The 25,992-nt window shown below is 34.7% G+C and carries 25 protein-coding genes and 2 pseudogenes; 9 read left to right on the forward strand and 18 right to left on the reverse strand.

What is annotated here, in order from left to right:
• The first annotated feature begins 69 nt into the window (after positions 1–69).
• The 5 genes from FPL17_RS09385 (at position 70) to FPL17_RS09400 (ending at position 5,906) form a co-directional block, all read left to right on the forward strand.
• The gene (locus FPL17_RS09385) at positions 70–522 is read left to right on the forward strand and encodes a TetR/AcrR family transcriptional regulator (RefSeq protein ID WP_228277566.1); all 453 of its coding nucleotides are present in this window, start codon (positions 70–72) and stop codon (positions 520–522) included.
• The gene (locus FPL17_RS19000) at positions 486–737 is read left to right on the forward strand and encodes a hypothetical protein (RefSeq protein ID WP_228277567.1); all 252 of its coding nucleotides are present in this window, start codon (positions 486–488) and stop codon (positions 735–737) included. The genes FPL17_RS09385 and FPL17_RS19000 overlap by 37 nt, the downstream gene beginning before the upstream one ends.
• A 239-nt stretch (positions 738–976) precedes the next feature.
• Positions 977–2,122: an acetyltransferase domain-containing protein gene (locus FPL17_RS09390; protein WP_151715005.1), complete on the forward strand. Its 1,146-nt coding sequence runs from the start codon at positions 977–979 to the stop codon at positions 2,120–2,122.
• A gap of 153 nt (positions 2,123–2,275) precedes the next feature.
• Positions 2,276–4,366, forward strand: a complete 2,091-nt coding sequence (locus FPL17_RS09395) for a TonB-dependent siderophore receptor (protein WP_159884713.1) — start codon at positions 2,276–2,278, stop codon at positions 4,364–4,366.
• A gap of 199 nt (positions 4,367–4,565) precedes the next feature.
• A complete protein-coding gene (locus tag FPL17_RS09400) occupies positions 4,566–5,906 on the forward strand; it encodes a PepSY-associated TM helix domain-containing protein (protein WP_151714931.1) in 1,341 nt (446 codons plus the stop codon).
• Positions 5,907–6,038: 132 nt separating this feature from the next.
• On the opposite strand, the gene FPL17_RS09405 is transcribed toward FPL17_RS09400, so the two are convergent.
• The 6 genes and pseudogenes from FPL17_RS09405 to FPL17_RS09420 all read right to left on the reverse strand — a co-directional run bounded on the left by FPL17_RS09405 (position 6,039) and on the right by FPL17_RS09420 (position 8,986).
• Positions 6,039–6,578, reverse strand: a complete 540-nt coding sequence (locus tag FPL17_RS09405) for a lipocalin family protein (RefSeq protein ID WP_373885776.1) — start codon at positions 6,576–6,578, stop codon at positions 6,039–6,041.
• Positions 6,579–6,848: 270 nt separating this feature from the next.
• Positions 6,849–7,066: pseudogene (locus FPL17_RS19005) on the reverse strand (recombination directionality factor); the annotation flags it as partial.
• 32 nt (positions 7,067–7,098) lie between these two features.
• Positions 7,099–7,575 (reverse strand): hypothetical protein, encoded by a 477-nt coding sequence (locus tag FPL17_RS09410; RefSeq protein ID WP_151714933.1) that lies wholly within the window; start codon positions 7,573–7,575, stop codon positions 7,099–7,101.
• 141 nt (positions 7,576–7,716) lie between these two features.
• Positions 7,717–7,878 carry a hypothetical protein gene (locus FPL17_RS18770; RefSeq protein ID WP_004771043.1) on the reverse strand — a complete coding sequence of 54 codons (162 nt, stop codon included), beginning with the start codon at positions 7,876–7,878 and terminating at the stop codon, positions 7,717–7,719.
• Positions 7,879–8,049: 171 nt separating this feature from the next.
• A complete protein-coding gene (locus FPL17_RS09415; RefSeq protein WP_159884715.1) occupies positions 8,050–8,514 on the reverse strand; it encodes a hypothetical protein in 465 nt (154 codons plus the stop codon).
• A gap of 151 nt (positions 8,515–8,665) precedes the next feature.
• On the reverse strand, positions 8,666–8,986 hold the full coding sequence (locus FPL17_RS09420) for a GrlR family regulatory protein (protein ID WP_151714935.1): 321 nt from the start codon (positions 8,984–8,986) through the stop codon (positions 8,666–8,668).
• 178 nt (positions 8,987–9,164) lie between these two features.
• On the opposite strand from FPL17_RS09420, the gene FPL17_RS09425 reads away from it, so the two are divergent.
• Complete coding sequence (locus tag FPL17_RS09425) at positions 9,165–9,809, forward strand: SOS response-associated peptidase (RefSeq protein WP_151714936.1); 645 nt, start codon at positions 9,165–9,167, stop codon at positions 9,807–9,809.
• A gap of 49 nt (positions 9,810–9,858) precedes the next feature.
• Here the strand turns inward: FPL17_RS09425 and FPL17_RS09430 are convergent, their stop codons facing one another.
• From FPL17_RS09430 to FPL17_RS19120, 3 genes are all read right to left on the reverse strand, one after another.
• Positions 9,859–10,215, reverse strand: a complete 357-nt coding sequence (locus tag FPL17_RS09430; protein WP_151714937.1) for a hypothetical protein — start codon at positions 10,213–10,215, stop codon at positions 9,859–9,861.
• A 161-nt stretch (positions 10,216–10,376) separates the two neighbouring features.
• On the reverse strand, positions 10,377–10,787 hold the full coding sequence (locus FPL17_RS09435; RefSeq protein WP_151714938.1) for a hypothetical protein: 411 nt from the start codon (positions 10,785–10,787) through the stop codon (positions 10,377–10,379).
• Between the two features lie 32 nt (positions 10,788–10,819).
• Positions 10,820–11,098 (reverse strand): DUF968 domain-containing protein, encoded by a 279-nt coding sequence (locus tag FPL17_RS19120; protein WP_151714939.1) that lies wholly within the window; start codon positions 11,096–11,098, stop codon positions 10,820–10,822.
• A 564-nt stretch (positions 11,099–11,662) separates the two neighbouring features.
• Between FPL17_RS19120 and FPL17_RS18775 the strand changes: the two genes are divergently transcribed.
• Complete coding sequence (locus FPL17_RS18775) at positions 11,663–11,839, forward strand: hypothetical protein (protein WP_004771033.1); 177 nt, start codon at positions 11,663–11,665, stop codon at positions 11,837–11,839.
• 599 nt (positions 11,840–12,438) lie between these two features.
• On the opposite strand, the pseudogene FPL17_RS19010 reads toward FPL17_RS18775, so the two are convergent.
• Positions 12,439–12,715 (reverse strand): annotated as a pseudogene (locus tag FPL17_RS19010) (hypothetical protein); the annotation flags it as partial.
• Between the two features lie 51 nt (positions 12,716–12,766).
• Positions 12,767–12,958: a hypothetical protein gene (locus FPL17_RS09445; protein ID WP_159884717.1), complete on the reverse strand. Its 192-nt coding sequence runs from the start codon at positions 12,956–12,958 to the stop codon at positions 12,767–12,769.
• A gap of 886 nt (positions 12,959–13,844) precedes the next feature.
• Here FPL17_RS09445 and FPL17_RS09450 point away from each other — a divergent pair.
• The gene (locus FPL17_RS09450) at positions 13,845–18,641 is read left to right on the forward strand and encodes an AAA family ATPase (RefSeq protein ID WP_159884719.1); all 4,797 of its coding nucleotides are present in this window, start codon (positions 13,845–13,847) and stop codon (positions 18,639–18,641) included.
• Between the two features lie 47 nt (positions 18,642–18,688).
• Entirely contained in the window at positions 18,689–19,489 is an 801-nt protein-coding gene (locus FPL17_RS09455) for an HNH endonuclease family protein (RefSeq protein ID WP_159884721.1), read from the forward strand.
• Between the two features lie 294 nt (positions 19,490–19,783).
• Here FPL17_RS09455 and FPL17_RS09460 read toward each other — a convergent pair whose 3' ends face one another.
• The 7 genes from FPL17_RS09460 to FPL17_RS09490 all read right to left on the reverse strand — a co-directional run bounded on the left by FPL17_RS09460 (position 19,784) and on the right by FPL17_RS09490 (position 25,614).
• On the reverse strand, positions 19,784–20,014 hold the full coding sequence (locus FPL17_RS09460) for a helix-turn-helix transcriptional regulator (RefSeq protein ID WP_159884723.1): 231 nt from the start codon (positions 20,012–20,014) through the stop codon (positions 19,784–19,786).
• A 96-nt stretch (positions 20,015–20,110) separates the two neighbouring features.
• Positions 20,111–21,007: a recombination directionality factor gene (locus FPL17_RS09465; RefSeq protein WP_159884725.1), complete on the reverse strand. Its 897-nt coding sequence runs from the start codon at positions 21,005–21,007 to the stop codon at positions 20,111–20,113.
• 85 nt (positions 21,008–21,092) lie between these two features.
• Positions 21,093–22,220 carry a YqaJ viral recombinase family nuclease gene (locus FPL17_RS09470; RefSeq protein ID WP_159884727.1) on the reverse strand — a complete coding sequence of 376 codons (1,128 nt, stop codon included), beginning with the start codon at positions 22,218–22,220 and terminating at the stop codon, positions 21,093–21,095.
• Positions 22,221–22,395: 175 nt separating this feature from the next.
• Entirely contained in the window at positions 22,396–23,436 is a 1,041-nt protein-coding gene (locus FPL17_RS09475; protein WP_159884729.1) for a DUF932 domain-containing protein, read from the reverse strand.
• Positions 23,437–23,446: 10 nt separating this feature from the next.
• Positions 23,447–23,857, reverse strand: a complete 411-nt coding sequence (locus FPL17_RS09480) for a hypothetical protein (protein ID WP_167515364.1) — start codon at positions 23,855–23,857, stop codon at positions 23,447–23,449.
• Positions 23,858–23,965: 108 nt separating this feature from the next.
• On the reverse strand, positions 23,966–24,340 hold the full coding sequence (locus FPL17_RS09485; protein WP_228277568.1) for a hypothetical protein: 375 nt from the start codon (positions 24,338–24,340) through the stop codon (positions 23,966–23,968).
• 149 nt (positions 24,341–24,489) lie between these two features.
• On the reverse strand, positions 24,490–25,614 hold the full coding sequence (locus tag FPL17_RS09490) for a hypothetical protein (protein WP_159884733.1): 1,125 nt from the start codon (positions 25,612–25,614) through the stop codon (positions 24,490–24,492).
• Between the last annotated feature and the right edge of the window lie 378 nt (positions 25,615–25,992).

Here is a 25,992-nt window from a genome sequence, read left to right on the forward strand (position 1 = left end):
AAACAATCTTGAGCAATAAACGGGTTAATGATAGCTTTGCTAAGATTAAAAATTTGTAGAAGATTTAGTGTGGAAAAACTTTCTGGTGCTTACGATACTCAAGCTGCAGGCTTACCCAGAGGCCGTACCAGCCTGTTAACCAAAGAAACACGTGAAAAGCAACGTCGACGTTTGGTTAAAGCAGCAATTAGTGTATTCGCTGAAAAGGGGTTTGCTGCCACAACGATTGCTGACATTGTTAAAACAGCACGAGTATCTAAACAGGCATTTTATGAAATATTTGAAAATAAAGAAGATTGTTTTCTTGCCGCTGATGATTTAGGTCGAAAAGCCTTGTATGAACAAGTGCTTACAGATATCAAAGCTCAGGGAAGCAACGGCGATCAATGGATCAGGTCTTCTCTACGTGCCTATTTACAACTGTGTGTTAGTGAACAGGACTTCACTAAGGCATGGGCAATTGAATTCCCGAAAGCTGGGAGTCGATGTTTAGAGCAACGCAATTTATTTTTTCAGAATTAGGAAAAAGACTTAAATTAATTCATAGTGCTATAAAGATCAAACAACCTGAATTGTGGGTAGCTGTTCCTGATTTATTTTATGACGCGGCGATTGGCGGAGCTTATGAAATTATTTTTCGTTATATCTGTCAAAATAAATTTGATGAACTGTTAAATATTGAAGATGATTTAGTTGATTTTATTAATTTCTCGATCGGATATAAACAAAATATATAAATATTATCAAAATTATTGATAAAATAAATTAAGTGTAAAACATGACTTGTAAAATTAAACCATTTAATTGTTTTACTTAAATTTAGCAGCATTGATGATGTGCTGTAGTTAAAATTTTTAATAGATATTTTTCAGCTAAATAATTAGCAAACTGGATATGTATTTTATTATAAGTATACACGACCTAAACCATTAATTGATATATTATAACATATCAATTAATGTCATTTACTAAATATATGTCTACATTTTCTCAACGCTTACAGGCAATTGATGCTCTTCGGGGATTGGTTATCTTAATCATGATGGTCGATCATGTAAGAGAAACCTTTTACCTTCACCATCAAGTTCCTGATCCAATGCTTGTCCCTGGCACTGAAGAATCTCTTTTCTTAAGTCGAATATTGGCTCACTTATGTGCGCCTGTTTTTGTGCTTTTAACTGGACTATCGGCTTATCTTTATCAAGCGAAGAATAATCTGGCCATGACACGAGAGTTTCTTCTAAAACGCGGATTATTCTTAATTTTCCTCGAGCTAATTGTCATTAACTTTGCTTGGACTGGAACCTTCCCACCTGACGTTGTTTATTTACAAGTCATATGGGCAATTGGTATTAGCATGGTCGCTCTCGCAGCTCTCATTGGGTTACCTAGAAAATTGCTTTGGTCCATTAGCTTGCTGATAATTTTTGGCCATAACTTACTAGATCATCTTTCATTTGAAAATGTTCCAATTCTGCATAACTTGTGGTTAATCCTCCATGAAAGAGGCTGGATTATAATTGGAGATACTATTCGTTTTAGGACTTCTTACCCTGTTTTGCCTTGGATAGGGATCATTACTTTAGGATATTGCATTGGTACAACAGTATTTAATCAATCCAAAACAATGCGACAGAAGAATCAGTTCTTACTTAGCTTGGGTCTAGCGAGTATCGGAACCTTTATTCTTTTACGGTATTTAAATTTTTATGGCGATCAAGCTTGGCTTGTAATGCCTTCATTTACTGAAACTGCAATGAGTTTTATGAATCTTACTAAATACCCACCTTCACTTCTATTCACGCTTTTCAATGTAGGTGTTGGACTGATTCTATTAGTTTTGTTACAAAAAGTTGAAAGTAAGTATTGGGTTAAGCCTTTAATTGTATTTGGTTCTGTCCCGATGTTTTTTTATATCGTCCACTTATATGTTTTAAAAGTTTTATACCTTATTGCTGTCAATATTTTTGGTAAAAATTACGGCGAATATTACGGTGTAGAAGGCGTTTCGACGCTTTGGGCGATTGCTATAGTACTCAGTGTATTACTCTATCCACTTATTGTTAAATTTTCTGAATTTAAACATAGAAACAAGCATATCACCTTACTTAAGTATTTTTAATTGAAAGTGAATTTTCGCTCTTTTAAAAATATGTGATTGGGAGTGCTTAGAATAAGTAAGCACCTCCAATCTTCTGAAATATTTAAGAAATAAAATGCAAAATAAAATTTATTGTAATAATATAACATTACACTTGATTGATATTTACTCCCTATGTTTTCCAAATTTTATCTAATTTCTTCATGTTCATTACTCTCAAACTTAGTCTGGGCACAAACATCTGATCCAACGAGTTCCCTTCCCACAATTGTCATACAAGCACAAAAAACAGATCAAAATGTCTTAACAACATCTGCATCAACTAAATTTACCCATGATGTACTTGATACCCCTTCCAGTCGTAGCTTTCTTTCTCAGGAAGTTTTAAAACAGCAGGATGTACAACGTATAGATGATGCCTTAAATCAAGTGAGCGGCGTATTCAGTCAAACGAATTATGGTGGCGGCTTCTGGGATAATTTCTCATTCCGTGGATTTAGTACTGACCCGAATATCGGGCCGCAAATTATTCGTAATGGATTAAGTGTAAATCGCGGTCTCAGTGCGTCTCGGGATATGGTCAATATTGAATCTTTAGAGTTTCTAAAAGGGCCAATGGCTGCGCTATATGGACGTGGAGAAACAGGTGGTTTACTCAATATCAATACTAAAAAGCCTGCATGGGAATCATCTACTCAAATCAATTTACGAGCGAATAGTCTAGAAAAATATCGTGCTAGCTTTGAGCATACCGCCCCTATTAACGACCAATTAGCATATCGTTTTGCTATTGCACATGAAGATAATCAGAGTTTTCGGGACTATGTGAGTAATTCACGCTGGTTTTTTTCTCCGCAATTAAGCTGGAAGTTATCCGATCGAACTCAATTGGACTTAGACACAGAATTCACTCGCGTAGAAGGATTATTTGATCGTGGTATTAGTGCTTATCAGAAACAAATTGTGATGAATCCAAAAACCTATACAGGTGAACCAAGTGATGGAGATCATTTACAAACTGATAATTTTTATCAAATTCGACTCACGCATGAGTTAAATGACGATTGGAAAGTCAAAAGTGCTATAAGTGTGAAAGATAGTTTGTTAAAAGGTTTTTCAAGTGAACCTCGTCGTATACAAAGCGATGGTCGTACTTTAGAGCGGCAGCGACGTTATCGGGATAATAAAAGTGATGATGTGTTATTCCAAACAGAAATGTTAGGCACGATCCAGCAAGACTGGGCAAAACATGAAATATTGTTGAGTGCTGAAACAGGACAAATGAAATATCGCCAATTGCAACTACGCCGTAATCACAGTTCAGATAGACCCAACATCATTGATATTTACCAACCTACCTATGGAAAATATTTACCAGACCTTCCCCTATTTATTGACACTGAGGATCGACAAAAATACTTCGCCTTCAATGTCCAAGATCAGATATTTTTAAATGATCAATGGAGTGTTTTACTTGGTCTACGCTTTGATCATGTCACACAAGAATTTGTGAATAAGATTGCCACGACCTCAAATCAAAAAGACTTACAACAAACTAGTCCACGTTTTGGTTTGAACTATCGTTTGAGTGATGCATGGTCAGTCTATGCCAATTATGGCCAATCATTTGCAATTAATAGTGGAATGGATCGCAATAATCAAACCTTCGACCCAGAAAAAGGTCAAAGTTATGAGATCGGCAGTAAATACCAACTTAACCCACAAAGTCTGATCAGTGTTGCATTATTCAAAATGGATAAGAAAAATGTGCTCACAACAGACCCAATAGATAACAACTTCCAGATAACCGCGGGAGAAGTCTCTAGCCAAGGGATAGAGCTAGATGTCGAAACACAACTGAATGACCAGTTATCACTCCGCGCCAACTATAGTTACACAGATGCTCAAATTGAGAAGGATCAAACGCTTGCTAAAGGTTCCCGCTTAAGCAACGTTCCTAAACATAGTGGTTCAATCAGTACAAACTATGAATGGACGTTATCAAACAACTCAAATGTAGGCATTGGGGCAACAGCTGTTTATGTTGGGAAACGTAGCGGTCATAGCACCGATAACGGATTCAATCTTCCTGAATATACATTAATTAATTTAAATGCTTACTATGCGCGAAGAGAGCAAATACGTTATCAGTTCAACCTGAATAATCTTTTGGACAAAACCTATTACACGGCGAGTTATAGTGAGATGTGGATACAACCAGGTGAACCATTGAATGCATCATTGGCAGTGCAATGGAAATTTTAAAATGTTTGAATGAATGCGTTAAGGCTAGCTAAGCTGATATAGCCTTAACCATTAAACTTATGAAAGTTTAAACATATTGTCAGCATCGAATATAACCGCCAACCTTATAATACGCATTAACATTACCCTATCGTGCTATATGGTCTAAACAGTTATAATTTCTTCCCCCCCAATAGCTCATAATTAACTTCTGATTGCCATGCCCCAACAACCCTCTTATTGGCAAAATCTATTCCGCTTAGTTCATATTTATGCAGGAATATTTGTTGCGCCATTTATTTTTATTGCTGCGTTTACTGGCTTACTGTATGTCAGCACTCCGCAATTAGAGCAATATCTTTATAAGGAGCAGTTGTATATACACAGTGAAAATCGCCCTCAACAACAACTGAGTCTGCAAGTTCTTGCAGCTCAGTCAAAGATGGCAGAATCAGCAAGAATTACTGAGGTACGCCCAGCACCTGCATCGGATCAAACCACTCGGGTTATTTATTCAGATCCAGAAAATAAACTGAATAACCAAGCAGTTTTTGTGAATCCGTATACATTAGAGGTTATGGGGCAATTACCTGTTTATGGTACGAGCGGTGTACTCCCCTTAAGAACGCTAATCGATCAACTCCACAGCAATTTACTTCTGGGTGACGTTGGAAGATTCTATAGTGAGCTTGCCGCAAGTTGGTTAGCAATTCTCAGTCTGTCAGGGCTTTATCATTGGTATATACGTAGAAAACATTTTAATCAGAGCAAGACTGTCCGAAAAAAAGTTTTAAAATGGCATAGCTCGATTGGAATTATTTTATTTCCACTCTTGCTGATTGTTGCGATCACAGGTTTGACATGGTCTAAATGGACTGGAGAAAATATCCGTATACTTCGCCAAGCCTTGAGTTGGCAGACCCCAGCGCTCGTCAGCTCTCTTTCGGGTACGCATTTGGTTGATAGACATGTACATCATCATACCGATACGGGCCCAATGAACCATCAGCCACTTATTAAAGCAGAAAATTTTGATCAAGTGCTACAGGTTGCTAGACAAAATGGTATTCATAGTTCTGAACTTCAAATAAAGCCACCTACAAGGATTAATACAGCATGGACCGTATCAGAAATACGTCGTCGCTGGCCTACAGAAGCAGATAGTATCGCGATTGATCTGCAAAGTAATAAAGTGATTGATCATTTAAAATTTGAAGATTTTCCACTAGCAGCCAAACTAACCCGTTGGGGAGTGGATGCGCATATTGGTATTTTATTTGGTTGGATCAATCAACTCATCTTAATGATCTATTCGCTTGCTCTTTGCAGTATGATTCTTTTGGCCTTCTGGCTATGGAGTCGTACATTTAATTTAAAGCAGACAACCTCCAATTTCGTAAATCAGAGCTTACAACTTTGGGGAAGAGGTAACATAAAACAAAGATTTTCTCTTCTTCTATCTCTGGTTATCCTTCTAATTAGTTTGCCAACCTTGGCTATAAGCATAATCGTAGCTGTTACTTTTATCATGCTTAATCAGTATCAATCCAAATTGTTATAATGCTATGTTTATGCACTAAAAAAATTGTGCCTATCCATTCTAATAGCCAATTATATCGAGCTGGAAGTCTTCAAAGAACTGATAAGATGAACCCGTATTAGTCTTTAAAATTTCAACATAACTATTTTCAATTTATTGTTTCTGCGGAGTCCGAACCAGCTTAGAAGTATCATATCCATAATCGTGTGCAGTTTGCACATACGATTGATACGTTGCTGCATCCAGATTCGGCTCTCTTGATAATATCCATAGGTACTTATGAGATGGGCCTCCTACCAATGCTACTCGGTAGTCAGAATCAACTCTTAGAACCCAGTAATCTCCTTTAGTGAACGGAATCCATCTTAATCCAGAAGGTAAGAAGCTAACTTTTAGCATACTATTCCCTTCATTTTGGGGATAAGCAATACCTTCAGAACTAATCGTTTCTCCTGTTTTTGTACGACAACTATTAATTACAGCAATAGTTTTATCATAGTTGATCGAATAATTGGCTGTAGTATCACTCACACATTTTCGCTGAAAATACATCGGAAAGTGTGCTATTTCATACCACTTACCGACATACTTATCTACCTCAACCTTATCCACAGCTTTAGGAGTATTGATTTCTGCATACGCTGCAAAAGAGCCTAAAAATCCTAAAGAAGCAATCAAACCTGAAAAAATCATTGTTCGTTTAATAAGCTGCATAAATAACGCCTTTCACATTTATAATAGTACTAAATTAATGGAAACTGACGTGAATAAATTGTGAAAATAAGATCTTTTATACATTAAATAATAAAATATAGACATTTATTACCAATTTTAATCCATGAAAAAATTCAACAATCAATTTAACTAACTATGCATTTATTAAGACTTTTTTGCCTCACTCTCTCCGTATAAAATTTTTATCAATATCCACACTATCTTTACTTTCTACCTTATACCTGGCTTTGGCATAAACTTGCCGTGCAAAATGATCTAATGCCTCCTGATAAAATCCTGCTGCCTTGCTCTCGTTATCAAAATTTTTTGGCTGAGCTAATTGCTTCTTGTAAAATGAAACCATCACGTAATGTTAAGTCCACATAGTAGATCGGCGTTCGATAACTTTGAGTCGTGCTCTTGTATCTTAAAGTCAGTTACAAAAGTAGGCATGAAAGCAGGTCACCAAATGTAAAGGTCTTTTATAAATCTGCGACATTCAATAAATCTTATATCTAAATTTTTGCATCTTGCATGGTATGTTTAGCTTAACGTACCACTTATCACCCTTTGGATTACCCATAATAATTGCTTCAACTTCAAAAGCATCATTTTTAGATAGGTTCTTTGTTTTTATAAAATTACAGAATTCTTTGGCACTATCAGCATTTAAATAACCGACTCGCATTGCATCTATGTAAACACCTACTTCACCTGTATCTTCTTGTGCAACTATGGCGTCTTTTTTAACTTTAATGAATTTTTCACTATCAATTCCAATAACAGTTTTTAATTCATTTTGATAAAGCACCACAATAACTTCATGCTCATACTCTTCATCTTTCTCATAAAAAATCTTTCCTACAATATTTAATGTGAAATTAGGGAACTCTTGGACTCTATTCCTATTACTTATCTTTTTTCCGAATAAAATATATAGGACCCAAATCACTATTATTGCAAATACCCAAATCATAATTATTTACTCTTATAAATCGCATCACTCACTATAAAAAAATAGAAAATTCACCATAGATAATTAATCACAACAAATAGAGAGCTTATTATAGCTCTCTATAAATAGGCATAAGCCTACACAATCTTAAAATAATAATGATTATTTATGCTGCTCATTACTTTCTTTAGGTTGTTTGGTGTCTGGTTGTTGTGAACCAGGCTGCTCAGGTGGATTTTTTTTTGGCTCAGACTGCTGTTGCTGCCCTGGTGATGGATTTTGCTGATTAGCCTGTTGTTTTGAATTATCTTGATTCTGAGACATTAGTGTCTCTCCTATCTAATGATGTGTAGATAATTATCTAGCACTCAACCACCATAGACCTTTAATCGAATTATAGATATAGCTTAAATGCACTTACTTGTAAGTAAAAATATATAATCACTCTAACATTTTAATAAATATAAGCATTCTCAGGTATAAAAATTATTAAATTTAAATGGAATTATTATATCTTTTATAATTATCATAAAATTCTCTAGAATTAAACCCAGAAAGTATCTCAGCTTTACTTCCACCCTCCCATTCTTTAGAAATTTTACTTAAATATTTCAAATAAATATATTCAGAAGGAATATTTAATTTAATAGCAGGCGGAGCTTTCCTCCCTCCTGTAGTTATTTTTTCAATAAATCCAGCTAGCCAAAGAATAAATTCATACTTATTCTCACAATTTGGTATCAGACTGATATCAAGACTTAAAAATTTAATCTCAGTTTCATTCTTAAACCCTTGTCTAAAATAAATATGATTAAATTTTAGCTGAATATTTGTTCCAACTATCTCTTTCTTTAACTCTCTTATTAGCAAGTTCAACCAATTATTTGATTTAGATGACAATTTATTTCTACTATATAAGGAACTGTATAGCTTTTCCGCTACTTCTAGATAACTTTCCATTTTTTACTCTACTTTATGTTTCGTAGACAACAAAATAACATGTTATACATTTAATTGATTTATATTTATTATTAAAAGTCATTTGCAAACTATACACCAGAGATTTTAAATGGGTCTTTTAAAATATAAATTTCAACAAACTAAAAAATATTCATTCAACTTTTCCAATCAATTTTGCTTGTACAAGCAAAGGAACTGATTGTAAATTTTCTACATTTCCATGCAAAATATAACCTTGATTATTCTCTTGAAAACTTAGATTAAGTTTTAACGATCCGAAATCCCCAAAAAGAGAATGAACATTTACATTGTGCTTATTTAGACTCAAAACCAATCTGTTTTCTTCAATTATTCCATTATATGAATAGGTTATATCTCCTCCATTAACCACACTATCATCAACTACAAGAATCCCACTCCCAAAGTCTTTATCTTGACTTTTAAATGTAAGCAAATAAATTCCGTCTTTCATAATTATCTCAATAATAGACAACTGAACATACAGTTACCTCTACATTAGCCCGATCTCTAAGAAATGTATTCATTTTGAGTACATTAAATGTAATATCATATATTTAAATATTATTTTTATCTCCACAAAAAACCCTGCTATATTAAATATTACTCACTTGATATAAGTGGTGATTCAAATGTGTTCTAATTACGAACCAATTTCAAAAAATCGTGCTCATCTCCTCGATCTTTATGAACCTACTTTCGATTATAATTCAGACATTTACCCAAGTTATAATGCCCCAATTTTGATTTCTACTAACGAAAATATTGAATGGCACTCTGCCCGTTTCGGTCTGATACCCTTTTGGACTGAGGATTTGGAAAGGGTTCAAAATACATTTAATGCTCAATGTGAAACCATTGCTACTAAACGCAGCTTTAAGAATGCTTGGAAGAATAACCAATTCTGTCTAATACCAGTTGAAACTATCTTTGAACCTAAATATATAGACGGCAAAGCTATATGGTATGGAATTTATCGACAAGACAGCATGCCATTTACATTGGCTGGACTCTATGAGCAATCAAGTATTAACGGTAAGTCAATCATCTCTATGACGATGATTACAATCAATGCTGATTCACACCCTTTCATGCAACATTTTCATGCACCTGAAGATGAAAAGAGATCTGTTGTTGTTATTCCACGAGATAGGCGAAATAACTGGCTAAGATGTGACAATGAGGAAGCAACTCAATTTTTGCATGAATTCTCCCCAGATGATTACACTGCAGCACCAAAATTCGATATGCATAAATTTCGGCCAAACACACATTAAAATATGAGAAATTTCAGTTAAATAAAAAAGCCCCCCGAGGGCTTTTTATTTAAAAAGATTTAATCTCAGCTAAATACGAAAATCCTAACTTTGATCTATAAACTTTTACTTTCATTCCTTTATGGAGTTTTCGCTCCACCACTTTCATTTGTTTAGTATCTTCATTTTTTTCCTCTTGAGTAGGAATAAATATATTTAAATATTTTTCACTATTAGTAATTTTTAATTTCAACCCAAAATTTGCTGTCAGTCTTGCATCATCGCAATTTGAGAAATATCCATTTGATTCAATTTCAACTACTCCACCACCAAATTCTGACATATAAGATGGCTGGACTTCTGAATCCAGAGTAATTCTAATTTCAGTTCTAGTTTCAATATCCTTGTCTAATTCTTGCAACCACATTGTGAAACTCATAGGCTCACCAGTTTAAGTTGTTTTTTTCAATTCACTTGAACAACTAGACTAACATACTACAACCCAAGACGCCTTAACTTCACCTTTTACAGATTCATTTCTCATACATCTACAATGCTGTAATTCTTGAATATTTGATGACTAGAACTTTAAATTTTTTTATCAAAATAATGTCGCTGATAAGCATCAATCAGCTCACGCTGAATATAAAATTGGACAGCAATCATCCTTGGATCATTTCTGCATGTACTTAAATTTTCTCCTGCACTTTTATCAGCTTTTTCAAATTTTCTAATTAAAATTAAATCCTTAGGCTTAGCATTGTAAGCATTAATTGCTTTAGTTAAATCTACATGGGATAAGTACTTAAAGTCACCTAGCATATTTTCTACAATAATTAACTCGCATCCAGCAATTGTTAAAGAAACACCTTCAAGAGATTGAGGCTCTTTGTGCATTTCTCCATAAGTTAGAATACTTAAAAATAAAATTTCAGGGGATTCGTTGTATTTCTCTTCGTAATCAATTTGAGCATCATAAATCCTATTTATAATTTTCATGGATTATGTCTTTTTTAGTATAGAAAATCATATTAAAAAACATCACCCTGATTCCTAATAATCAACATCAACTTAGTCTTTTCAAGCATTTGATAAAACCATTCAACTGACTGTGATCGATTCATCTTTTGGAACTGATCATATTCAATATGGTGGTTCCTACATAGAGGAATTATAAAGGAATCACTTGCTTTGGCACTTGATTCCTTTAAAAGATCAACTTGATTATTTTGTGCTACTTCTACGGGCGAATTACCGCAAATCACACAAGGCAGTCTCTTTATTTCGCTTAAAAACTTTTGTGAGCACATTTAGATAACCTCACCTTTATAACTCATACAGAGTATTAAAATTTTGGCACCGAACAAAAAATAAAGCGCTACTCAATACTCTTCATTTGTCTGTGTCGCTTATAAAGTCCGAGAAATTGTTTTCGTGCTTTAATTTCATTTCCACTAAATGGCAGAAATAACATAACTTGTTCAATAGTCATTGAATTGTTCTCTATAAGACATGAATCTTGGTCATTTGACCAATTTGATTCTTTTGCTTTTAAACCTCTTTGCTTTCTTTTCATTTGAAGTAATTACTTTTCAATATGGCTTTATAAATATCACATCTAAGTAATTAGATTTTTTTAAATATTAGATTTGTAATCTTTATGTACCTGCCCTTGAAATTATTGAGAGCAGGTAATGCTTTTTAAATTATAGTAATCAACACTTAATATTTATTTGAATTTATTTAAGAAACATTTCAGAGATATATTGTTGAGTTCACCTACATATCCCTACAAATACTTCTTAAAGCTACTGTAGTGTAAGCAAAATAACCGCGTACTATGGGCTCTCCATAGCCAAACAAAGAAGATTAAAATGTCTGATTTTAAAGATTTTTCTAAGAAAGCGACTAAAGACAACGAAGCGGCACATCAAGTTCAAGCGAATGAACATACTCAGGTAAATACTCCTAACAGTCCTCAAACCACTCCTAAACCTGAAGACTCTCCGAAACCACAGGATTCGCAAGAACCTGAGACTAACAACAAATAATTTCTTATTATCAGTGCCTAAGAAACTGATTTAAGGTACTGTTATTATAGAGAATAAATTAGTGCACTGATTTATTTTACTATTCATTAATTTTATCCCTTTGATTGGTTTAGTTGTTTAAGAAATTGCAATTATCCATTAACTAAAGAAGATATAAAAAGTCTCTCAGATCTGAGGGACTTTTTTAATTCATGTATCTAATATTTAGAATTGTATAAATTATCGTAAGAACAATGGACTAAGATTTATAAAACCCTAAAACCATATGGCTTTTAGGGTTTTCCTTAAGAATTGAGATCATTTATCATGTAAATATTTTTCAATTCGTTCATATACATACTTTCTATCTAGACTTTCAGGTATCCAAAAGATATGTGTAATATGATCTTTCTCAAATACATTACGAATATATTCAGTACATTCTGACGTATCCATATGAGAAATTTTGAATGTATCGGACTTGTATTCTTCTATTGGTAGAATCTGGCCATCCAAAACACCAGAAATAAAAATATTCATTTCGTGGCTCTCTAACAAATAATCACTATAGCATGTATAAAAAGGAACCTTTTAGATTGAGATTTTACTTACATTTATTTTCAATTCCCGATAGGAATTGAAAATTTAAGTTGATAACTTTTCTGATCTAATTGCACTGGGTTATGTTTTGCAATTCTTTGCTGGTAGTCTTTTTCAGAAATTAAACCTCTGTTCTTCGCCTTCAAAATTGAGTTGAGCTGTTGCTCATATCCTTGTACATTTAAAGCATCAAATCCTATGTTCGAGATAATATTTAGACTTATCATGAGGACTCAAATTAGATGTATGCTGTTGTGCCCCATGCGCTTTCTCTAATTCGTAATTACGTTGATTAATATAATATTGATTATGTTACTTCATTGACTAAAAAAACAAGAGGCTCTTCATTTACCATTTTTTTAACTTAGAAATTAAGGCATCTAACTCAGGTTTTGTATTGTATTGCAATGTAACGGCCATGTCTAAGTTAGTTTGGCTTGCTCCCCCAAAAAATACTAAAACTTTTTTTTCAGACTCACTCACCTTAAAATATGTAATAGTTGATGTGTTTATATAGTATTCATTATGCTGAATGAACATAGCCTTTTCCATTATTGTAATTTAAGAAAAATAGTATATATCATTGTACTTAAAGAAAACTCTCAGGCTTTAAATTCCTGTTCAGTTGCCAGCATCCCATTATCAATATTTACTCTTTAACTAAGCTAGTTCATCACAATCACTACATTATATTTTCCTATTTAAAAACATAAACTTATTGACAATAATGACCTATCGTACGCACGATGGCTGCGTAACTTTGACAGGAGCTACTGTCGAAGAGCTGTGTATTGTTAGCGCAATACATCGTTCCCAGTTCAAAGACAGAAAATATCTTTGTTTCTAATGATTCCGAATTTTCTTTAACGACAAGTTAGTAGCAACCCTAAGATTTATTTAAACGCTTTTTTATTTCAGATCGAATAATCTCTGTTGATATTTTGGTGGAGGTGGCGTCAGTTGAACAAAATAAATAAGGCCATGTTTTATATAGTTTTTTATTAAAATATGAGTTCTTATTTATCCAATCTCACCCCATTACTTTTTTACATTTCTTGATAAGTTAAAATTTTTATTCAATAAAAACACATATAGCGCAGTGCACCTACGCACTATTAAATTTCAATATTTAAAAATAAATATTTGATATATAAGGTTTTTTAAAATTAAAAATTTTATCAAAACCCTGACACTAACATTATTAAGATGTGCTCCTTCTTCTATTAAGAATAGGGATACCTTATATAACGTTAAAAAAGGAAAATCTTTCGATCTAAAAAATAATTACTATTAAAGTGAATATGAGAAGTATTCCACCCAATAGGGCGAATATCTGTCTGATTTTCTATTATTTTCTTTACATAAATGAACTTTTTTTGCAAAATTCAGATGTATAGTCAACAAATTCTAAATTGGAATTCTAATAATGGATAAGAAAGAGCTTAATGTTCATTTTGAACACAATAATTCAAATTTTTTAGAAAAAGTTGCTATCAAAGCAAAATTAAATAAAGAAGAACTTACAATAATTAAGCATTGGTTAGCAGAGCAATTAGTTTCTCAAAAATATGCTAAATTAGAACAAGGAGGACATACAAATTCTCAGGTGCCATTAAGCAATGTTTTTATTGACTTACCAATAAAGGCTCATCACTCTCAACAAGAAGAGAGGCCTTTATTTCTTAAAAATCTTTTTAAAAGTCAGCCAATTAATTTAAAAAATGCCCTCAAATCTAATACAGATTTGCATTCTATGGACCTCATAGAAAATGAGGATTCTAATGAAGAAATTTTTAGTAACCGTTCTTTCCATGATAATCATAATTGGGGTGCTACTCTACTTATAGGAGGACCTGGGCAAGGGAAATCAACTTTAACTCAATTAGCTTGCCAATTTCATAGAGCGAACTTGATTTATCCATATATAAATGAATTAACATCAGTTCAGAAAGAAACTGTTAATTCTTTTTTCACTCAAGATGACTCTCTTAATTCACTAAAACCACCTAAAGTAGCCTTATTACCAATTCAGATCACTTTGCCTAACTTTGCAGAATGGGCTGCACGAACAGATATTCAAAACAATACATCCCCACTTCCCTTATTTATACAATTTATTGAACAGCTACCTAGCTCTAAAAATATAAAACTAGACGCATCAAAACTTTTTCAACTAATGTGCGTAACACCTTCTATTATTATTCTAGATGGTTTTGATGAAGTAGGTGCGGCACAGGACAGAGAACGTATTGTTCAAGCAGTTCGAGAGCTCATTAATATCTTAGCAGAAAATTCTGCCTCTGCTCAAATTCTTGCTACGACTCGCCCTCAAGGTTATGCTGACGAATTTTCACAAATTGGCTTGAAACTTCAAAAATTTTTTCTAGCTCCATTAGAAAAAGATGAAGCTTTAACATATGCAAACAAACTTATTCAAGCGAAAATTACAGGTGCTGACCTGCAAGCAAAAGCATTTCGTCAAATTTCAGAAGCAGCAACAGAACCTTCTACTGAACGACTTTTAACTACTCCATTGCAAGTAACTATTCTTACAGCTTTAATACAACAACTTGGACGGGCTCCCAAAGAGAGATGGAATTTATTTTCCAGATATTTTTCATATACGTTTGATAGAGAAATCGAAAGAGAAACTTATGCCTCATCATTATTAGCAGAACACCGGACTCATATTGAAAGAATTCATGCACGTGTTGGATTACTACTTCAAGTTGAAGCAGAGCGTTATGGAGGAGCCTCGGCACGTATGAGTAAGACAAGATTAGAAGAAGTTATTTCTGCAGTTTTGACTGAAGATGAAATTTCGATAGATCAACAAAAAGAATTAATACGTGAAATCGCTAATGCCGCTGAAAATAGATTAGTTTTTCTTGTTGAACCAGAACCAGGAAAATTTGGTTTTGAAATTCGCTCATTACAAGAATTCATGGCTGCCTGGGCTTTATGCAGTGGTAGAGACTCTGAAGTTGAAACTAGATTAATTCAAATTTCTAAATCTCCTATGTTCCGTAATGTTTTATTGTTTGTTTCCAGTAAACTATTTAGTGAATCCTCACCTTTAAGGGATATTCTAGCTGATCATATTTGTAAATATCTAGATGACGATAATAGTGATGAATTAGCAAGGGCTTCAAAAGCTGGTTCAAGACTCGCATTGGAAATTCTAGAAGAAGGTTCTGCTTTAGCACAACCAAAACGTGCTCGTGCTTTAGTAAATAGAGCCGTTGGCCTTTTAGAGTTACCAGCCGATTATGAACATATCCGTTTATTAAGAATTATAAATGAAGAAACCAAACCTATTTTAATTGAAGCTATCGAAAAGCATTTAATTGTTTCAGCAAAAAAAAACTATGGTGAAAATAATGCTGTATGGGCATGTATAATTGAATCAACAAATAAAAATGAGACCTGGGCCATAAATATAGGAAATGAATATTTCAACACTAAAGTACTTACTGAAGACCTATTTTATTTTTTAAATATTTCTAGCATATCACTAGGAGAATGGATTTGTAATAAAATTGAAGAATATTCACATGAAATAGATCCGGAAATATTCATAAATACTTCAAAATTATTTCCAGGAAAATTTAAAAAAGACATTAAGTGGACAAACTGGTTAAAATATATCTTTTTTATAGTTGAAGAGAACCCAAACCGTGACCGCTTCGACGTTTTAAAAATTGATAATAACAAAAGTTATTTTCAAAAAATCCCATCACCATCTTATGAACTTCCAAAATCAAAAAAGTGGGAAACATGGTATTTAGTTGCAAATTTCGAAAAAGAACCAACTTTAGACAATCTAATTATATTATTGGAAAAAATTGAAGAAAATAAAAGTTTGGATTATTGGAAAAAACAAAAAATTAGATTTTCATGGCCTTTCTTGGCTACTATTTCTTATGTTAATAATATTGTTGAATTAAAGAAAGTAATAATCAAGCTAAAAGCAAAAGAATTAGGAAATGAAATAGATTGGATAAATGCACAACATGCATGGTCTGGGCCACAAGATATAGATAATATTATTAAAAGCATTAATCTATCTCTTAATTTACCTTGGACTTTAAAGTCTATCAATTTATATCCCCCAATATTAACTACCAACCTATCAAACTTAAGCTACTTTATAAACTCAAACCTAAAGATTAAGAATAAAGAAGAAATTATAGAAACATCTAGTTTATTAATAAATAAAACAAAATCTGCATTACTTAAAGAAGCATTATCAGTCATATGCTTATCTTTTTGGAGAAAACTTCCTTTAAAATCACAAAAAATATATAATGAAAATCATTTAGACACATGGGTATCAAACAATTTCTCATATCAAACAATCATACTCAAAAGACCCAAAAGCTTATCGCTAATTAAATGGTCAGAATTATTAAATAAAGTCACACTAAAAAAGCAAGATTTACTTCTACTTGATCCATTAGAAACTCTATTTAGCTCCTTAATAGAGTTACCAAAGCATCCAACTCTTATATACTTTACTATCAATTTACTATATCGCTACCAGAATCACATAGATTACATCAATGCAATTCCTCAAACATATAAATTAAAAGAAATTATTAAAAAAATTGATCCTGATGAATTCAATGAAAATTTAACTAAAGCAAATTTCATTCTGATACAAATTGTTTTAGGTCAGTATCAAATTGAACGCAACCAAGATTTTTTATCTATAATTTTCAAAGCTTATGAAAGTGAACCTAGAATTCTATTAAACACTATTATTTTATTAAAAATGGTTAGTACATCACAAAAAAACAATGAATTAGTTTTAATTGAAATTTATAATTTTATTTTTAATAAAAACTCTCTTTATAAAAGACCTCTATTACAAGAAATTAAGGAGCAGTTCCAAAAAAGAACATCAGGGTTAGAATTAACAACTAATTGGAATAAACTATCGTTACCTTTTCCAGTCCCACAGCAATCTAAAGAACAAATAATTTTGGGAGGAATTCCTGAAAATCCAATTCATATCAAATCAATTAAAGTTGAAGGTATTGGAGCAATAAGTGATTTAACTTTGGAATTTATTAACCCAGAAAAAGATCATGGGCAATGGATAGTTATAATTGGGCCAAATGGTTCTGGCAAGACAACTTTATTAAAAAGCTTTGTAATATCCCTTAGAAATATTAAAAATCCGTCAATCTGGCCAAGGGGAGTTTTTGGTAATTATTGGAGAAAAGTAACAAAAGAGCAAAATAATGATTTTATTAACTCAAATATAACAATTACTCTTAGTGACACATCAGAACACCAAATCCATATCAGGCCAAATAATACTTATGGATTAGACTTCATTCAAATTCCAGAACAAGAAAAACCTCAGCTTTTCCCTATATTTGCATACGGATGTCGTAGAGGATCAGCTTTAGGAGGTGCATCTCGCCAAGTTAATTTAGATGAGAATGATGGTCCTGAAATAGCCACACTTTTCGATGAAAGTGCAGATCTAATTCAAGCTGAAACTTGGCTGATTAGTCTGGAAGGTGATATTTCAAAAAACCCTACAAGCAAATTAATATTTGAAAACACTCTTGATTCATTAAAGAAATTAATGAATTTAAAATCAATTGAAGTTTTTGATCAAAAACTTTGGTTTTCAGAAGACGATAACATTAAAATCCCTTTTAGCTGCTTAAGTGATGGATATTTAACAAATGCTGGTTGGTTTCTTGATTTAGTAGCTAGATGGTTAAAATATGCTGAACAATATAATTTTAAAATTGATAAAAACTTCTTGAATAATATGACAGGGTTAGTAATCATCGATGAAATAGATCTTCATTTACATCCTGAGTGGCAAATTGAGATTATTTCTAGAACTAAGAAAATTTTACCAAAGATGTCTTTTATCGTATCTACACATAATCCATTAACATTAGTAGGCGCTAAAAGTGAAGAAATATGGACGCTTAATCGCAATGAAGAACGAATAACAGCATCACAAGGAGTTGAAACGCCAATGCTTTTAACAAGTGGTCAAATCTACCGTCAATATTTTGGTATTAAAGATATCTATCCAAATCATTTGGGTCGTTTATTAAAAAGATTTAGTCATTTATCTAGTTTTTCCTTACGAGATGATAATGAAGAGGCTGAATTAATAAGAATTAATGAAGAATTATCAGAAGCAGGTATAGAAACTGGTTGGGAAATTACACCACGTGTGATTGGTTAATAAATATAAACCTTTCAGACAAGCTAATTTATTAATGGATATATATTGTGATAAAAGTTAATCGTGGTCCAGAACCTAACAACCTAAAAACTGCAAGAATAAGTCACCTATCTAGACTCCGTAATTTAGGGTACACACCTAAATCTGAAGATATTCATGGTTATGAAATTGTAGCTGAAAGCTTATGGAAAGCTCAACATCATAAGTGTTGTTATTGTGAACATCGTATTGTAAAGTCTTATAATGATGTCGAACATTATCGTCCCAAAGCTAATGCAGATAGATCACCTGGATGCAGCCTAAAACATGGATATTGGTGGCTAGCTTATACTTGGGAGAATTTATTATTTGCATGTCCAAGTTGTAATCGTTCACATAAAAGATCCTTCTTTCCTCTTGCAAATGGATCTATTTCCCTACAAGAGGAAACCCCTCCACCTAGTAATGAAGTTCCATTACTTATAGATCCCAGCTCTTCAATTAACCCTGTAGAACATATTATGTTTGTTTTTGAAAATCAAGGCTGGTGGGCTAAAGAACGAAATAGAAGCATTGAGGGTCAAAAAAGTATTCAGATTTATGGTTTAAATCATCAAGACTTGAGAGAATTAAGAAAAGATCATTATGAGACCATCCTCACTCCCCAAGTTAATGCAATAAATATTGCTATTCGTGACAATGATTTAGTGGCATTAAAAAAAGAATACCAAAGAGCACTTGATATGCTCACCCCAAAAAATACTTTTGTTTGCTTTAACTATTCTGTATTCAGCCAGGAAATTAACAACTTAGAAAACATATCAGATTTAATTCAACTCTCTTGGCCTTTTCCCCATCAAATCGGATGATTTACTAAAAGAAAGTCGAAAGATTTCTCACTATTATCTATTTAATAGATCTACTGTTACTATTCTAAAAGCTTTTTGTATGTATATTTTTTCTTCGCCGCCTACGTAAGAATTTACATTCTCATAACCTTTATCTATACCACTTCATGAGATCCTACTGTTTTATATAGTTAACTCATGGTCAGTTGTGTAGATATTTCTTATTGAGCTTTATATTCCAATGTTTATGATTGAACTCAAAATTATATCTTTTATCAAAAAAAATTAAATTGAAAAATAGGGAGCATCTGCTCCCTATTCACGACTAGCTAACTTAGCTTCAATCCATTGATTGATTTCCCAAGCTGACCAACCAATACGTTTTTGCGAGATCGTGATTTTCTTTGGAAACGTAGGATCATAGTAAGGCGAGTTTTCATCCATCATTTCATATATTGTTGAACGACACACACCTGTGAACTCTATAACCTGTTTTATATTTATGAGTTGATTCATCTGAAAAGTTTGACCTGTGAACGCATTCATGATGTTTTCTCCTAATCATTGATGCGAGCGCGTATTCGCTCAGATGATAGGTCAGTCCAGTAAAATTTTACGCAGTCCAATGTTATCCAAGTTCTTCTAATTCAAAGCCTGAACTGATTGCTGCAACCCTTTCTGAATATCCTGCACGTGGTCCAGGCCCTGCGTTTGCTGATGCGGATCTGGTTTGGGTTCATCGTTATAAAACTCCTCAACAACATCTAGCCCCTCTTCACCACTTACCTCAAAACTGGCGTTACCATAGCCATGACGTGCCACATGATCCAGAGCTTCCTGATAAAATCCTGTTACTTTGCTCTGTTCATCAATCTGCTTGGCTGAAGTAATAGCATCTTTTAAATTCACACCGTCTCTTAAAGTTAAATCCACGTAGTAAATCGGCGTTCGATAGCTTTGCGTGGTACTTTTTCCCCGTAAAGTCAGTTGCAATGGCAGACATGAAAGTAAGTCACCCGATGCAGCACTGTAATAACGTAATCTTGCTGCCAATGTCCGAATACTATTAAAACCAGTGGTTCTAAAGATGAATGTGCCAAATTCATCCGACTCATCTAAATTGACGTAAAGTCTGCCATAGGGTTTGCATAAGCCACCTTGTGCCAATGGACATAAATCAGGGGATGGACATGGATGTTGCTCAATGCCATTTTGTCCGAGTCGCTGACAAGACTCTCCATTGCCTGTGCAGAGTAGTCGTCCTGTTAGTCGATCAAATAAACTATACTCAGCTCTTAAATTTAGTTCAGGATCATTGAAGATCATACGGACTGGAATGGTTCTCAGTTTTTGGTTTGGTGCTTTGGCTCGTAGTTGTTCATCCAAGGGATGCTTAATCCATCCATCTTTCCCTTGAATTTGACTGGTAATGGTAAATTGATCATCTTTTTCAGGCACTCGTTTGCCATTCTTTTCGACAACCTTGCCAATGCTGATACGACCTAGTACGGGTGGTGTAATTGCGAGACCTTTAATCATAGTCATTTCCTTTAAATAAAAATTGAATATAAAAAAATCCCATGATTTTTGATCATGGGATTTTCAGCTGTGGATAGGTGATGAGTTATCCACCGTTTGAATAAATCTGAAAACGTCTTGTTCCAGCTTTAGTTTGTGGAAACTGCTGGAGATATTCAGGATGCTGTTTAAGAAGCGATTTACTGTCTAGGCTGATTGAGTCTTGTGACTTCTTCCATGTCACTGAGCCACCTATAAACACTGCTCGTTCTGCATCTTTCATCATCATTTGAAGTTGATGTTTAAGTTCATCAAAATACTGTTTATGCTGCTCAACCTTATGTCTCTCCTCAAGCAATTGGTTAAATAGATAGTTGGCTTGTTCATTTTGGGTCAGGTCTTCCACTGTTAAGGGGATCTGTTCTGGATAGAGTTGCTGTAAGGCTTTGGCTGCTGAATCCGAAGCATCTACACTTGGTGGAATGCCAGTTTCGACACATTGCCAGAAGTGTCGTTCGGCATTAATAATGTTCTGAATCACAGTTTCATTACGCGTCACCTTATAGATTTTGGTTTCATGCCCACAGATTAGCGCACAAATATGCGCTGCCTGTTTGCCTGTCACTGCAAGTTGATGTTGGACTTGGCAGAGGACATACAGTGGTACACCATCTCGCCATAGTTTTGAGCCATATTCTCCAACGGTTTTACATTCCAAAATCTGCACTTCGCCATTGCCTACCACGGCATAATCTAAATTCGCCAACATAAAGTGTTTGTCTTCATCAGGGTGTTGCAATACTGCATTGACTCGACGTACCTTGTTATTAGTGTGCATGCTGTAGTATTCCGCCACCAACGGTTCTAGCTTTTTCCCCCAGTACAACGGTGCATAGCCGGCACTTTCATCCTCAATATTTTGTTGCATCCGCCCTGTTTTAATCATCCACAGTTCCAGCATCGACATATAAGGATTCAGTCCACAGGCCGTTGCTGCATCACTACTGCCAATACCTTGTTTTCTGACCTCTAGCCATTGCTGGTAGTTCATCTGCTTGGTGTTGGCGAGTCGTTTCGCTGTCAGAACCTTAGTCTTTCGTGGCTGTTTGTTCAGTCGGTCACGTTTGGGGCGAGTTCCCAACTCAACCTGTTGAGTGGGTTGATTTAAGTTTGGTACATAAGGTTGTAAGGGTGGATGATTTATCCTGTTCTGAATTTGAGTATTGCTATTCATTGCAATTATTCCTGTATGAGTAAAATCGTAAAAGCTGAATTTTGGGCATAAAAAAAGCCGCATCTGAGGGTGCGGCTAAAGGTGTTGCTGTGCTTGTACGGTGTTACGTTATGTTTAGGCTAATGGAGGTGACTTAAATCAAACTTAATAGATTCGAAGTTTTAGAATGTATGATCTAAGCCACCATTCGGAGGGCTTGCTCCAAACCTCGTTGCTTGATTACTGCCCCTGCCCCAAACCAAGCAGAATCAAGTCGGTGATCGATACTCATCGCTCGACGTTCATGATCGGTGAACTCTGTTATTGCACACAGTAAACCATAAGCCGTGTCTTTGGCTGAACTCAGTTCTGCACCTCGTCCATGCCCGTTAAACATGGTCATCACCTTTGACATAGCACGTCCATTGGGTTCAGTTTTATTGTCTGATCTCGTTTGATCAGGCATAGCAACATTACGGTAAAATTGGATAATGCTGTCATCCTGTTCAGCTATGCTAAGATTGGTATTGTTAAACACTGCATCAAAATAAGCAGCGGCTTCTTGTTGCGTGACTTTACGCTGACTTAGTTGTTTCATTTCGTACATGTGTTCATCCCATTTTCGAACAGAGATTCCGAGCTGTTGTTTGACTCTTTCAGCATCGAATCGAGTACTGTGTGGAACTTTCACTACACCTGCACTGTTCTGCTGCCCTTTCAGAGCAATCGCCAAAGTGTTATTACACACCACTCGAATAGAAGTGAATTGTGCCGTAGTTGCAAGTGTGCCATCACAAGCCGTAGCTAAAAGAATATAACCATTACTGATATCCTTTCCTTTGAGTGCTGAAGTCTGCCCTGTGTGTGCCAATGCCCAGAATTTCTTCCCACCTTTGAGTACCCCTGCGGTTTCCAGTTCAAAACCTGATTGTTCGGTTAAGTCTCGGTAAAATTCCAATATCTCCATCGGTTGTACCTCCTGAAAACGTTGGCTCACCACGGATAACGGCGCATGGGTATCTGATCGATACAGCACTCGCTGTTCTTCAAAAGACATGATGATGCTTTGCCCACGATGGTTTTGTGCCATATAGCTGACATTGGAAGATTCTATCCGCCAATCCATGCCCGCCTGTTGCGCCCACACTTCGATGGGTTGGTTTTGAGTGAGTTGATTACCTAAGCCATGCCAAGGGGTTTGTCCAACATAGGCCATTTGTTCAAGTTGATGTGCCATGATGTTTTCCTTATCGGTTTGAATGATAAAAATATGGGTGTTGTGAGCTGTTGTATTCGCCTTGTTCAAATGCCAGTGCAAAATGATGATCACATTCCAAACATTGATAGAGCGTTTGTGGTTTCGGACTTTGTTTCAGCATGGGTTCTGGTGCATGTTCATGAACATGATTGAGAAAACAGACTGCACAGCCGATTACACCGCCAATCAAACTGCCAATGACATAAACAATAGGACGTTGTCCTTTAATCATTCGTGCGCTTGAAGCTCCCATCACGGCATAGTTAACGACATGCTGCATCAGGTTCTGCATCGGTGATTTGCTAAATGATTTTTGCTGGGATGTTGCTGTATTAGGAATCGGCTGGGGAATTATTTCTGTTTCATCACTGCCACACATTGGACAATTTATTCTGATCATCGTAAGCACCATAAATTTGAGATATAAAAAAGCCATGCTCTTTGAGGGCATGGCTTTTTTATTTAGTTGTGTATGTTTAAGTTCGATTTAGCTTTTTAATGGATCGTCTTAGTTAAAGCTATAACTTGCAGTTCCTTGTGTGGTTTCTATATCAACCTGTACCACATTTTCAAAGCTACAACCTTGCAGTCTGAGTCTAGACACTTGGCCCATTTGAAAATGCAGTGGGAAATTGAATCTTCGGTCATGTCCAATATATTGGCACTGCCCATTGTTCACAGTGACATTGGTGACATCTATTTGGTTAGGTGAATTCGAGCGAATCGTGATGATTGCAGGTGGATGGTAAGCTATCCCTCCCATTTCGTTTAATTCCACTGAGAATGTATCTGGCTCAAGCCCCGTGCCACATCCTTGTAGAGCAAATACCGACAATGATATTAATGCAGTCCATCCCACTGTTTTAATTAAGTTGTTCATCATTCATTAATCCTAAATTTTGTATTCAGATGTTGAGTTGATAAGTTATTTTTCTCTGCCCGTGTTCAGCAGAGAACACCTCTTACATCTAGGTAATATGTATTTGAAATTTCTTTGTTCTTAAAAATACAGAAAAGCATGTTTGGTCATATTCATCCTTCACCCAAATACTTGAACTCTTCAGGTTCTTTAGGAATTTCTTTTTTGGGATATTTCTGCATTAAGCTTTCAGGAGACTGATATTGCTCTAGACCAAATTTAAATTGCCACACAGGAGAAAGAGAGACATCCTTAAAGGGCATTGTTTTCAATTGTTCATGAGCATCAGTAACAAACTGTCGTTGCAACTCGATTGCCGATTTTTGTTTAAAATTAATCGGTTTAAATACAGGTGACACATACATCACTTCTTCAACATTACTACTATGCCGATCTGGATTTCCTACCTTTTTAAAGTAGAAAAAAATGCCATCAAGATTGAGTTGATTATTTTTAAAATTAAAGACAAAACCTAATCTAAGCTGGTTAAAGTTTGCCGCAATTTGTTTGGCTAAATCAGGTTGGACCTTGATGACTAGATCAGACTCCATAACGTCAAGTGCTAGATGAATATGCATCTGTTCCTGATCTGCATCGTACTCATAAGAAGCATCTGAAACTGCAAAATAAATATCACCCACACTACGGTTTAAAGCCTGTTCTAATAATTTCAGATCATAATCGACCGCCGTCGTTTCAGCATTTTGATTTGCCTGTTTCACCCGTTCCTCATAGGCTTGGCTTTTTTCAAATTTCTGCTTCGACTCAATCTTTGGTGCTTTTAAGTAGCGGATATAATTGATTGCCAAGTTATTGCTATATTTAAAATATTCATCATTGGTCAAATCAATGAACAAATCATTATCTCTAGAACTATGTTCCCGATTACCAATCACAAAAATCTGATCCGATCCCAAATGTAGCTGAGGATAAATAAGATCATAGTTGTCAACGAATGCAGAGAGTCTAAACTTTTCCGTCTCCCACATTGTCGGATAACGGATTCGGTATTGTGCTTGAATATCCGAGAGCTCGAATTCTTGCAAATTTTGGTCGGGACTAATTTGATCTTTAGGAACAATTACGGTTGGCATTTCAGCAACAGGCTCAGACTCTACCATTGTTTCAATGGTTTGGTCGTTTACAGCAGGATCACTTTCTGGTTTGTCTTTACTCGAACAGGCATTCAGTCCAATGAATAAAATACATAAGGACAGACGCTTTAATTTTGTTGCCATCGTGCATCATTCTCTTTTATTGTCCATAAGCACCTCTCAGCAATAGCGAAGCTAGGCTCATGGTGGTTTGATGTTTAACTTGGAGTTCTGCATTCTCTGCTGACGTGACAATTCCGTAGAGTGATATCTACTTTTTAGTCTTTAAATATTTCAGATAAGCAGGCCAATAAAGGAATAAGCTCCTTCATTGAGTGTTCCCCAATCGCATGATTTTTAAAATGTAGTGTTATCTGGCATCGATAAAGCCATAAAACTTACTGGGGTAAAAAAGAGAATGAGAATTTCGAAATGTAGTACGCATGGCGGACTCCTTGTGTGTATTAAAGAGCTCTACCAAATTACTGTCAAATAATGGTGGCAGAACGAGAAAGGGTTGAC

It is taken from the genome of Acinetobacter dispersus (genome assembly GCF_009884975.1).
Lineage (GTDB): Bacteria > Pseudomonadota > Gammaproteobacteria > Pseudomonadales > Moraxellaceae > Acinetobacter > Acinetobacter dispersus.

Coding starts and splice junctions, on each gene's coding strand:
- FPL17_RS09400 (WP_151714931.1), top strand. CDS start 4,566: ATGCCCCAACAACCCTCTTATTGGCAAAATCTATTCCGCTTAGTTCAT.
- FPL17_RS09430 (WP_151714937.1), bottom strand. CDS start 10,215: ATGTGGTTGCAAGAATTAGACAAGGATATTGAAACTAGAACTGAAATT.
- FPL17_RS09460 (WP_159884723.1), bottom strand. CDS start 20,014: ATGAATGCGTTCACAGGTCAAACTTTTCAGATGAATCAACTCATAAAT.
- FPL17_RS09415 (WP_159884715.1), bottom strand. CDS start 8,514: ATGGAAAGTTATCTAGAAGTAGCGGAAAAGCTATACAGTTCCTTATAT.
- FPL17_RS09450 (WP_159884719.1), top strand. CDS start 13,845: ATGGATAAGAAAGAGCTTAATGTTCATTTTGAACACAATAATTCAAAT.
- FPL17_RS09445 (WP_159884717.1), bottom strand. CDS start 12,958: ATGTTCATTCAGCATAATGAATACTATATAAACACATCAACTATTACA.
- FPL17_RS18770 (WP_004771043.1), bottom strand. CDS start 7,878: ATGTCTCAGAATCAAGATAATTCAAAACAACAGGCTAATCAGCAAAAT.
- FPL17_RS09425 (WP_151714936.1), top strand. CDS start 9,165: ATGTGTTCTAATTACGAACCAATTTCAAAAAATCGTGCTCATCTCCTC.
- FPL17_RS19120 (WP_151714939.1), bottom strand. CDS start 11,098: ATGTGCTCACAAAAGTTTTTAAGCGAAATAAAGAGACTGCCTTGTGTG.
- FPL17_RS18775 (WP_004771033.1), top strand. CDS start 11,663: ATGTCTGATTTTAAAGATTTTTCTAAGAAAGCGACTAAAGACAACGAA.
- FPL17_RS09470 (WP_159884727.1), bottom strand. CDS start 22,220: ATGAATAGCAATACTCAAATTCAGAACAGGATAAATCATCCACCCTTA.
- FPL17_RS09435 (WP_151714938.1), bottom strand. CDS start 10,787: ATGAAAATTATAAATAGGATTTATGATGCTCAAATTGATTACGAAGAG.
- FPL17_RS09465 (WP_159884725.1), bottom strand. CDS start 21,007: ATGATTAAAGGTCTCGCAATTACACCACCCGTACTAGGTCGTATCAGC.
- FPL17_RS09475 (WP_159884729.1), bottom strand. CDS start 23,436: ATGGCACATCAACTTGAACAAATGGCCTATGTTGGACAAACCCCTTGG.
- FPL17_RS09405 (WP_373885776.1), bottom strand. CDS start 6,578: ATGATTTTTTCAGGTTTGATTGCTTCTTTAGGATTTTTAGGCTCTTTT.
- FPL17_RS09410 (WP_151714933.1), bottom strand. CDS start 7,575: ATGATTTGGGTATTTGCAATAATAGTGATTTGGGTCCTATATATTTTA.
- FPL17_RS09485 (WP_228277568.1), bottom strand. CDS start 24,340: ATGATGAACAACTTAATTAAAACAGTGGGATGGACTGCATTAATATCA.
- FPL17_RS09490 (WP_159884733.1), bottom strand. CDS start 25,614: ATGGCAACAAAATTAAAGCGTCTGTCCTTATGTATTTTATTCATTGGA.
- FPL17_RS09395 (WP_159884713.1), top strand. CDS start 2,276: ATGTTTTCCAAATTTTATCTAATTTCTTCATGTTCATTACTCTCAAAC.
- FPL17_RS09480 (WP_167515364.1), bottom strand. CDS start 23,857: ATGATCAGAATAAATTGTCCAATGTGTGGCAGTGATGAAACAGAAATA.
- FPL17_RS09390 (WP_151715005.1), top strand. CDS start 977: ATGTCTACATTTTCTCAACGCTTACAGGCAATTGATGCTCTTCGGGGA.
- FPL17_RS19000 (WP_228277567.1), top strand. CDS start 486: ATGTTTAGAGCAACGCAATTTATTTTTTCAGAATTAGGAAAAAGACTT.
- FPL17_RS09420 (WP_151714935.1), bottom strand. CDS start 8,986: ATGAAAGACGGAATTTATTTGCTTACATTTAAAAGTCAAGATAAAGAC.